Annotated in this window: 6 protein-coding genes and 1 pseudogene; all 7 read left to right on the top strand. The window is 42.5% G+C overall.

Annotated elements, in window-relative coordinates; translation table 11 throughout:
- The first annotated feature begins 207 nt into the window (after positions 1-207).
- Positions 208-369 carry a PEP-CTERM sorting domain-containing protein gene (locus tag O9295_RS27485; RefSeq protein ID WP_353851876.1) on the top strand — a complete coding sequence of 54 codons (162 nt, stop codon included), beginning with the start codon at positions 208-210 and terminating at the stop codon, positions 367-369.
- The gene (locus O9295_RS19180) at positions 366-1,670 is read left to right on the top strand and encodes an ABC exporter membrane fusion protein (RefSeq protein WP_288034591.1); all 1,305 of its coding nucleotides are present in this window, start codon (positions 366-368) and stop codon (positions 1,668-1,670) included. Before O9295_RS27485 ends, O9295_RS19180 begins: the two co-directional genes overlap by 4 nt.
- 217 nt (positions 1,671-1,887) lie before the next feature.
- Complete coding sequence (devC, locus tag O9295_RS19175; protein WP_288034588.1) at positions 1,888-3,066, top strand: ABC transporter permease DevC; 1,179 nt, start codon at positions 1,888-1,890, stop codon at positions 3,064-3,066.
- 48 nt (positions 3,067-3,114) lie between these two features.
- The gene (locus O9295_RS19170) at positions 3,115-3,789 is read left to right on the top strand and encodes a DevA family ABC transporter ATP-binding protein (protein ID WP_288034585.1); all 675 of its coding nucleotides are present in this window, start codon (positions 3,115-3,117) and stop codon (positions 3,787-3,789) included.
- Positions 3,790-4,198: 409 nt separating this feature from the next.
- Positions 4,199-5,929, top strand: coding sequence for an Rqc2 family fibronectin-binding protein (locus tag O9295_RS19165; RefSeq protein ID WP_288034576.1), 1,731 nt, complete (start codon positions 4,199-4,201; stop codon positions 5,927-5,929).
- Positions 5,930-6,336: 407 nt separating this feature from the next.
- Positions 6,337-7,878: a TIGR04222 domain-containing membrane protein gene (locus O9295_RS19160; RefSeq protein ID WP_288034573.1), complete on the top strand. Its 1,542-nt coding sequence runs from the start codon at positions 6,337-6,339 to the stop codon at positions 7,876-7,878.
- 140 nt (positions 7,879-8,018) lie between these two features.
- Positions 8,019-8,129: pseudogene (locus O9295_RS19155) on the top strand (IS982 family transposase); the annotation flags it as partial.
- Positions 8,130-8,293: the final 164 nt, after the last annotated feature.

Here is an 8,293-nt window from a genome sequence, read left to right as displayed (position 1 = left end):
TTTTGTGGAAGCCTTGGCAGCTTTTCGGACAGCGATGTCTTTCCGTTTCTTTGAGTGGCTGACCGAGAATCGGGATGTGTTTGCCGCTTACAAAGCCAGTTTAGGCTTTGTTTGGGCTTGAAATTTGTTTAAGTCCCAATAAGCAGTCTTGGCAGCAACAGTATCCTGAAGTACGACAAAACGACATCGAATTTCATCAGTGTCTTTGTGCCTTCTGGTATCAATGCTCCTCTCGCTCCCACAGGCTTAGTTTTCTCCCCTACATCTTCTTCTAACCAAGTTCCTGAACCTTCTTCTTTATTAGCTATATTGCTACTAGGTACGTTCGGGACGATAGCCTCTATAAAACGCTCACAAAGTATGTTATGAAATCTCCGCTTTTTGTCAAACCAACTAATTGGCTACTTATTACCTGTCTCACCATCGGGACTATGGCAAGTGGCGCTGTAGCGACTTATTCAATTTGGCGCTATCAATCTTTAAAAACAACATCCCCGGCTGTCGCTTCCACTACTCCGAGAAAGCTGAAAGCCGTGGCGGCTTTAGGCTATGTAGAACCGGCGGGAGAAACAATCAAGATTTCTGCTGCTGCTTTTATGGAAGGGTCTCGCCTTGATAAACTGTTGGTAAAGCAGGGAGAGCAGGTTGAAGCCGGACAAGTTTTGGCTATCCTCGACAGTCGGGATAGACTCCAAGCAGCACTGAAACAAGCACAAGACCAAGTTCGCATTGCTCAATCTCTTTTAACTCAGGTGAAAGCTGGCGCAAAACAGGGGGATATTATTGCCCAAAATGCCAGATTTGAAGGGACTCGCTCCGAATTAGAAGGACAGATTACCACCCAAAGAGCTACTATTGCCAGTTTAACGGCTCAATTACAAGGGGAAAAAATGGCTCAATACGCCACTATTGAGCGGATTAAAGCTGAGTTTCACAATGCACAAAAAGATTGTCAGCGTTACCATACTCTATACCAAGAAGGTGCGGTCTCAGAGCAAGAACGCGATCGCTTCTGTCTGATGGCTCAAACTAGCCAAGAAAGTGTACGAGAAGCCAACGCTAATTTAAATCGAATTGTCACCACTATAACCGCAAAAATTGATGAAGCTGAAGCTAATCTTCAGCGCACGGTAGCAACTCTAGATCAGAAAATCAAAGAAAATCAAGCGACCTTAGATGCGGTTGCGGAAGTCCGTCCCGTAGATGTTGAAGTTGCTCAATCCCAATTAATCGCCGCTAAAAGTGCTGTCCAAAAAGCAAAAGCTGATTTAGATTTAGCTTTTGTCAAAGCTCCCAAAGCGGGGCAAATTCTCAAAATTTATACTTGGCCCGGTGAATTAATTGGTGATAAAGGCATCCTCGATCTCGGTCAAACCAGTCAAATGTATGTCACTAGCGAGGTTTATGAAACAGATGTTAGTCGAGTTAAACTAGGACAACGGGCAAAAATTACCACCGATGGATTGATTGGGGAACTAAGGGGAACCGTCGCTGAAATTGGCTTACAAATTGGCAAAAAAGATGTCTTGGGTACCGATCCAGTTGCTGATGCAGATGCGCGAGTGGTGGAAGTCAAAATTCGTCTCGATCCATCTTCTAGTAAGAAAGTGGCTAACTTGACTAATTTACAAGTCAATGTGGTGATCGATACGAACAAAACTAATCTTTAAAAGAGCTATCGAAAAATTATAACCCAATCACAGCTGGCTTTTAGGTTGTGCGCTAACTAAATAGTTCTATATATGAAATGAATATCTATTTAGTTAAATTTCTTATCTAGAAAGACTTTTAGCCTTGAGATAATGTTAGGTCGAAGTCTCAAATAAGGAGTAGTATTTGTCAACAAGTCAGCCGCGAGCAATCTAGAATCTTTAGGAGGAGCAAAAGATGAAAATATTCCACGGGAAGTTACCGACAGCTTGGTTGCAATTACGCTACCAAAAAACCAGGTTACTGGTGGCTCTATCGGGGGTTATTTTTGCGGTTGTAATTGTCTTTATGCAATTGGGGATTCGGGATGCTTTGTTTGATAGTGCTGTTCGGCTTCACGAAGCTCTACAAGGGGACTGTTTTTTAATTAGTCCTCGTACTACTTCACTGATTGGCATGGAAAGTTTTCCTCAACGGCGATTACTCCAAACCTTGGCTTTTGAAGAAGTAGATTTTGTCAGCCCGATTTATTTAGATTTTGCTCAGTGGAAAAACCCTGAAACTCGTAATTATTGGCGTAATATATTCGTGATTGGATTTGATCTTAAACATTTGGCATTTGATTTACCCGGTCTCGCAGAAAATATGGAGCTATTAAAACTTCCCGATCAAGTTTTATTTGATCAAGATTCTCGCTCTGAATTTGGTCCTATTGTTGCTGATTTTGAAAAAAAGGGCTCGGTTATTACCGAGGTTAGCAATAAGGGTAACAACCGCAAAATAGAAGTCGCTGGCTTATTTAAACTGGGAACTTCTTTTGGTTCAGATGGTAATTTAATCATGAGCCATTTGAATTTTTTAAGAATTTTTAGCAACCGTTCTTATGGATTAATTAATATTGGCTTAATTCGTCTAAAACCAGGAACTAATGTCAATAAATTTATCGAAGATATTCAAGCATATTTACCTCATGATATTAAAGTTTTATCAAAGCAACAGTTGATTCAATTTGAGAAGAATTATTGGCAAAGTAGTACGGCGATTGGTTTCATTTTTAATTTAGGTGTTATCCTGGGAATTATTGTTGGAATTGTCGTTGTCTATCAAATTCTCTATACAAATGTTTCGGAACATCTTTCAGAATACGCCACCCTAAAAGCGATGGGCTATCGTCATAGCTATCTCTTATCAATGGTTTTACAACAGGCTTTTTTAATTGCTGTTCTCGGATATGTTCCAGGTTTTTTGATCGCTAATATTCAATATGAGTTTACTAAAAATGCCACCTTATTACCTGTCAATATGTCGCTTGATCGAGCGGTTTTTGTCTTTATCTTAACCTTAGTCATGGCCTTCGTTTCAGGAGCCACTGCTGTTAAAAAATTGCAAGATGCCGATCCGGCCGATATTTTTTAGAAGAAAGAAACAGATATCCATCCCTCATCTCAAGGAAAGAGGCTGTCTATGGACGTTATTGATATTCAAAACCTCAATCACTATTTCGGTCAAGGAACGCTGAAAAAACAAGTTCTTTTTCAGATCAACTTAAAAATCACAGCGGGAGAGATCGTTATTTTAACTGGCCCCTCTGGTTCCGGAAAAACAACCTTACTATCCTTAATCGGTGGCCTACGCTCTGTTCAAGAAGGAAGCTTACAGCATTTTGAAAAAGAATTACGGGGGGCTAGTGAAGAACAATTAGTCCAAACCCGCCGTCAAATTGGTTATATTTTTCAAGCCCATAATTTGTTACCCTTTCTAACCGCAAGACAGAATGTACAAATGTCGATCGAGCTTCAGGAAAATCTCGGCGGACGGGAAACGGAAGAACGCGCCGCTTTGATATTAGAAGAAGTCGGCTTAGGACATCGGATCGACTATTATCCAGATAGCTTATCTGGGGGACAAAAACAAAGGGTAGCGATCGCGCGAGCTTTGGCCGGTAATCCCCCATTAGTTTTAGCCGATGAACCAACGGCCGCCCTCGATAGTAAAACGGGACGAGACGTGGTGAATTTGATGCAACGTTTAGCCAAAGAACAGAGCCGTACTATTGTACTCGTCACCCACGATAATCGGATTTTAGATATTGCCGATCGCATTGTTCACATGGAAGATGGACGCTTGTGCGGTTGCTAATGATCAACAAGCAATTTAAATGCGCGGGCAGCTGACCAAATCCGTTTTTAATTGAGGAAACAATTTTTTTGTTTTAGCCTTAAGTACCTAAGCAAAATTAATTACACATCTAAGACGTCAGACTTCGGCGTGAGATCAGTAGTTCGACAAGCTCACTAACACGAACGCTTTTTGCTGTGATTAGTAAACAGTAATCATTAATCAGTGAAAAGACAGTAGGAAACTTCTATTCAATGCTGCTCACTTAAAACTCAAATCTGATAACTGATAGCTGTCTCCTGTCTCCTGTCTCCTGTCTCCTATCTCGACTAGGAAATTAATTTTGCACGACTACTTAGTGGGAAGCTATGATATTTTCATGCTTGGCGGTGCCAACTTTGGCATCGAGAATATCTCCTGAATCCTGAAAATGCAATCCGTAGACTTTACCACCCTCAGCGCCACTTGTGCCGAAATTGCCGCCACTTGGCTGCCGGCGAGACTAGAACAAGTGTATCAAATTGATCGCCAAACGATCGCCCTCTATTTACGAACCTTCGATCGCAAGGGATGGTTAATTATTTCTTGGCATCCCCAAGGGGCGCGGCTGCATATTGGTGATCCACCGCCAAAAGTCCCTGATACCTTCACTTTCAGCGATCAATTGCGTCATCAACTCAATGGTTTTGCCCTGACAAAATTAGCATTTGTTGCCCCGTGGGAAAGAGTCATCGATCTACAATTTGCCCAACGTCCCGATGATCCGGCCCTGGGGCATTTGTATATAGAAATTATGGGCAAATATAGCAATGTTATTTTAACTGCGGCTGATAATCAAATTGTCACCGTTGCCCATCAAGTTAATGCTACCCAGTCTAGTGTTCGCACCGTACAAACGGGACAAATCTATCAACTACCCCCCGTTTTATTGGCAACAAATCCCAGTTTAGAAGAATCCTTGAGCAGTTGGCAAGCCAGAGTTAGTTTAATCCCTAAAACTATCGAAAAACAGTTAGTTAGTACCTATCGTGGTGTTAGTCCGGTCATCGCTCGATCGCTGTTACAAAAAGCCAAAATTCACCCGAAATTAAACACGGATCAGTTAGATAATACTGATTGGGAAAAGCTCTTTTCAGTTTGGCAAGAATGGTTAAAAATCTTGGAAAATAACACCTTTCAACCGGGATGGACAAGCGAAGGTTATACGGTGATCGGTGGGGAGATGCTGGCGGCGGCTAAAAATGTCCAAGAATTATTAAACCGTTATTATAGCGACCAAATTAATCAAGAAAGTTTTCGACAACTACAGCAAAAATTAAATCAAAAAGTCATCTCTTTACTGACTAAACTGCAAACTAAAGCGGCGGGATTTCAAAGAAGACTAGCAGAATCTGCTCATGCCGATCGCTATAAAGAGCAAGGGGATTTATTAATGGCAAATCTGCAGCAAATACAGCAGGGAATGAACGGCATTACTTTGGCGGATTTCCAGACAGGAAAACCTGTAATTATTCCTCTCGATCCCGAAAGAAATCCCGTGCAGAATGCCCAATATTTTTATAAACAACATCAGAAATTAAAAAGGGCGCGGTTAGCGGTGGAACCTTTATTAGAGGAAGTGGTCAGTGAAATTAATTATCTCGAACAAGTGCGATCGAGTTTAAGTCAACTAGAAAATTATAGCAGCAGCGAAGATTTACAGGCCCTAGACGAGATACAAGAAGAATTAATTCAACAAAAGTATCTAGAAAGCAATTACCAGCGTAATCGGGCGAATAACAAAGAATCCGAACCCATGCGCTTTACTACTCCCTCTGGAGTAGAATTATGGATTGGCAGAAATAACCGTCAAAATGATCGGCTAACTTTTCGTAGCGCCAGCGATTACGATATCTGGTTTCATAGTCAAGAAATCGCTGGTAGTCACGTTTTACTCCGTTTAACCCCCGGTACAGTTCCAGAAGCCGCCGATCTGCAATTTGCCGCCGATTACGCCGCTTATTATAGCCGCGCTCGCCATAGTGAACAGGTTCCCGTCGTCTATACCCGTCCCAAATACGTCTATAAACCCAAGGGCGCAAAGCCCGGTATGGTGGTTTACAAACAGGAAACGGTAATCTGGGGCTGTCCTCAGAGGGTTGAGGATTACCGCAAAAAATAATTTTTTACCAAATTGTTTACTTTTTTTTACACAAAATGGGTATTGTCTGTTACAATTGTTACTAGAGAGACAAATGCAGTTCAGGCGCTTGGGAACGCAAGAACTATATTTCCTCGGATTACAACAACAAACAACAGCAAACCAGTGGTAGCAGCCGATAGTCTCGGGAAAGACACAAAAAACCGACTATTCAGGTGATATTAAAGCGACCACTGGTATTTTATCCTCACCTAACCGCTTCTGTCACTTTCCTCAACTTTCTTTTGGGTTTCCGAGACTTATTGCCCAGTTGAAAGAGGGATAGTTAGCATCCAGCTTTTTGTAAAGAAATTTAAACTTCACGCATAGTTAAGCCTCTTCGGCCTAAATAAACGACTAGAAACAGTTTTTTTCGGGAGGCCCAGTTTATGGATAGCCCATTAGGGACGATGAACTTTCAACAGACAGAGCTATACAAAAGAATTCAGGCATTTGCCTTGGATCGGCCAGATAGTCAATTATCTTTCAGCCAACGATTAGCAAAAGATAACGGCTGGTCCTTAGGCTATACTCAGAGAGCGATCGAGGAATACAAAAAGTTTATATTTCTAGCCGTTGCAGCAGGACATCCGGTCACGCCATCCGACCAAATCGATCAAGTTTGGCATTTACATCTGACCTATACGCGATTGTACTGGCAAGAGTTCTGTCCCAAAATTTTGCAAACCACATTACATCACGAGCCGACTCGTGGGGGTTCATCCGAGCAATTAAAATTTGGCAGTTGGTATAGCAAGACGCTAGAAAGTTACGAACAGTTTTTTGGACATATTCCTCCAATAGATATTTGGCCTAAACCCAAAGACCGATTCGGGCGAGATTTGCATTTTATCCGGATCAACACTCAACAAAGCTGGGTTTTGTCAAAACCTAATTTCACAGTCTCCGTCAAACCACAACTGCGAAAAATAGGCATCTTTACCTTTTTAGCCTTCCTTTCACTGATGATAACTGGCTGTCAGATAATCTCCCAAATTCCTAACCCAATGAATTTTACAGGTCCGGAATTTTTAACCTTCTATATTTCCCTAGGAGTAATGGGAATCGCTTTGGCAGCCTGGCTACGTTTTTCCCTGTGCCTAGTTAGCGCTAATACAAAGCAGCAACCTGATTTAAATACTTACGAGATAGCTTTCTTGGCGGGTGGCAATCATCGCCTGATTATGGCCGCAATCGCCAGTTTGGTAAAACAAGGCTATGTGGAGGTATTAAAAGAAGGCAAACTGGTGGTGACAGGAAAGATCGATCCTATTGCCGATCCTGTAGAAAAGGCGGTTGCACAAGATATTTTGGCCACTGATGGGGCAATTGAACAGGTTTTCCGGAAGTCTACAGGAATGAAAGATAGCATTCGTGCCCGCCTAGAACAACTTGGTTTATTTCTGAGCGATGCCCAAGCATTCAAAGCCCAAATTTATCCATCATTGATTGTGGTTATTCTTCTAGGAATAGGTTTGTGCAAAATGGCGGTGGGAATTTCTCGCGATAAGCCAGTTGGTTTACTTCTCATCTGTATATTTGGGCTTCTAGTTTTGGGAGCAAGGTTTTTTGTCAAACCACAGCGTCAGCGCAGCCGTTATGGAGAGATCATTTTTAATGATTTAACAAATCGCTTACAACATTTAAAAACAGCCAATAGCAGCGATTCTGAACTTGTACTTGCGGTTGCGTTGTTTGGAGCAACAGTTCTGATGGCGGATATGGCTTTAGCAGACTTGTATCAAATGCTGACTCCCATAGCCGCTGCTAGTAGCGGCAGTGGTGGCGGCGGCGGCAGTGATGGCGGCAGTGGCGGCAGTGATGGCGGCAGCGGCGGTTGTGGCGGCAGTAGCGGCAGTGATGGCGGCGGCAGTGGCGGTTGTGGTGGTTGTGGTGGTTGTGGTGGTGGTGGTTGTGGTGGTGGTGGTTGATTGAGTTCAAGGCTATTAACAGCCGCTCGCTCGAAGCGTGATGCCGAACCGCGAACTCCGTTAAATTTGTCTGTTTTTAGCGGAAGTTCCCCCATACAGATTCTGCCACAGCAGAGGTTGTCGCTTTTTGTCAAAGGGAAACTTCCGTTGAACATTCCCGCCACGGTAGCTCTGTTAATTTTTGCCTTAATCTCCTCTCTGGTTTGATTGCTTACTGCCACCAGCCGAAAAAACCCTCCTGGAACATGGAATTTTATCGCCTCTACTTAGGGTTTGCTGGAATAAATCTAAAAACATTGTTGGATAAGGTTTTTAGACTTTTTTCCCCTCAAAAAGTGCTGACCATTGGAGTGATCGCGGGTAAAATTCAGGGACTTTTTCCCTGAATTTTAGGTAACTGACTACCTCAAAATCG

It is taken from the genome of Microcystis sp. LE18-22.4A (assembly GCF_027531105.1).
Taxonomy (GTDB): domain Bacteria; phylum Cyanobacteriota; class Cyanobacteriia; order Cyanobacteriales; family Microcystaceae; genus Microcystis; species Microcystis aeruginosa.
The sequence above is the reverse complement of the archived record's forward strand: the minus strand, read 5'-3'. Positions and strand labels throughout refer to the sequence as shown.